Consider the following 570-nt stretch of genomic DNA (forward strand, 5'->3'; position numbering starts at 1 on the left):
AGAGCTAATCGTTTAGTAGAAAAAACATATGAATTCACGCAGTTCCTCGTGCAAGTATTGGGTGTTACTGATTTGGGGGCCGTGTTCCCGCACAAAGTGACCTATCATCCTTCCTGCCACGGCAGTCGATTGTTAGGCGTCAAAGAGGAACCGATGCAGCTGATGCAAAATATCCGTGATCTGGAGCTAGTTCCCCTTCCACATGCAGAAGACTGTTGTGGGTTTGGCGGTACTTTTGCAGTGAAAATGTGCGATATATCTGGAGCCATGGTATCTGAGAAGTCGGATCACGTGCTGGAAACGGAAGCAGAAGTGTTAGTTGGACTCGATATGGGATGTTTAATGAATATTGCAGGCAATTTATCCTTCCGTGGAAAACCCGTGAAGGTCATGCATCTAGCGGAATTATTGGCCGAGGGAGTGAAGCTGGCAGATGAGCGATCATAAACCTACTGGGACCGTCAAAGAGAGATCCAAAGTCGCGCTGAACAATGACTTTCTTCGCAACGCCGTTAAGTTCACGACCGAACGGCTTAAAAACGGTAAACTGGGCGCCTCCGAAGAGCTTGG

The 570-nt window shown here is 48.1% G+C and carries 1 protein-coding gene; it reads left to right on the forward strand.

Features of this window, described 5'->3' with window-relative positions:
• Positions 1-447, forward strand: a 447-nt coding sequence (locus GC102_RS40925) for a heterodisulfide reductase-related iron-sulfur binding cluster (protein WP_171688904.1), incomplete at its 5' end; no start/stop codon positions are given.
• Positions 448-570: the final 123 nt, after the last annotated feature.

It is taken from the genome of Paenibacillus germinis (genome assembly GCF_013141785.1).
In the GTDB taxonomy this organism is placed as follows: domain Bacteria; phylum Bacillota; class Bacilli; order Paenibacillales; family NBRC-103111; genus Paenibacillus_E; species Paenibacillus_E phytorum.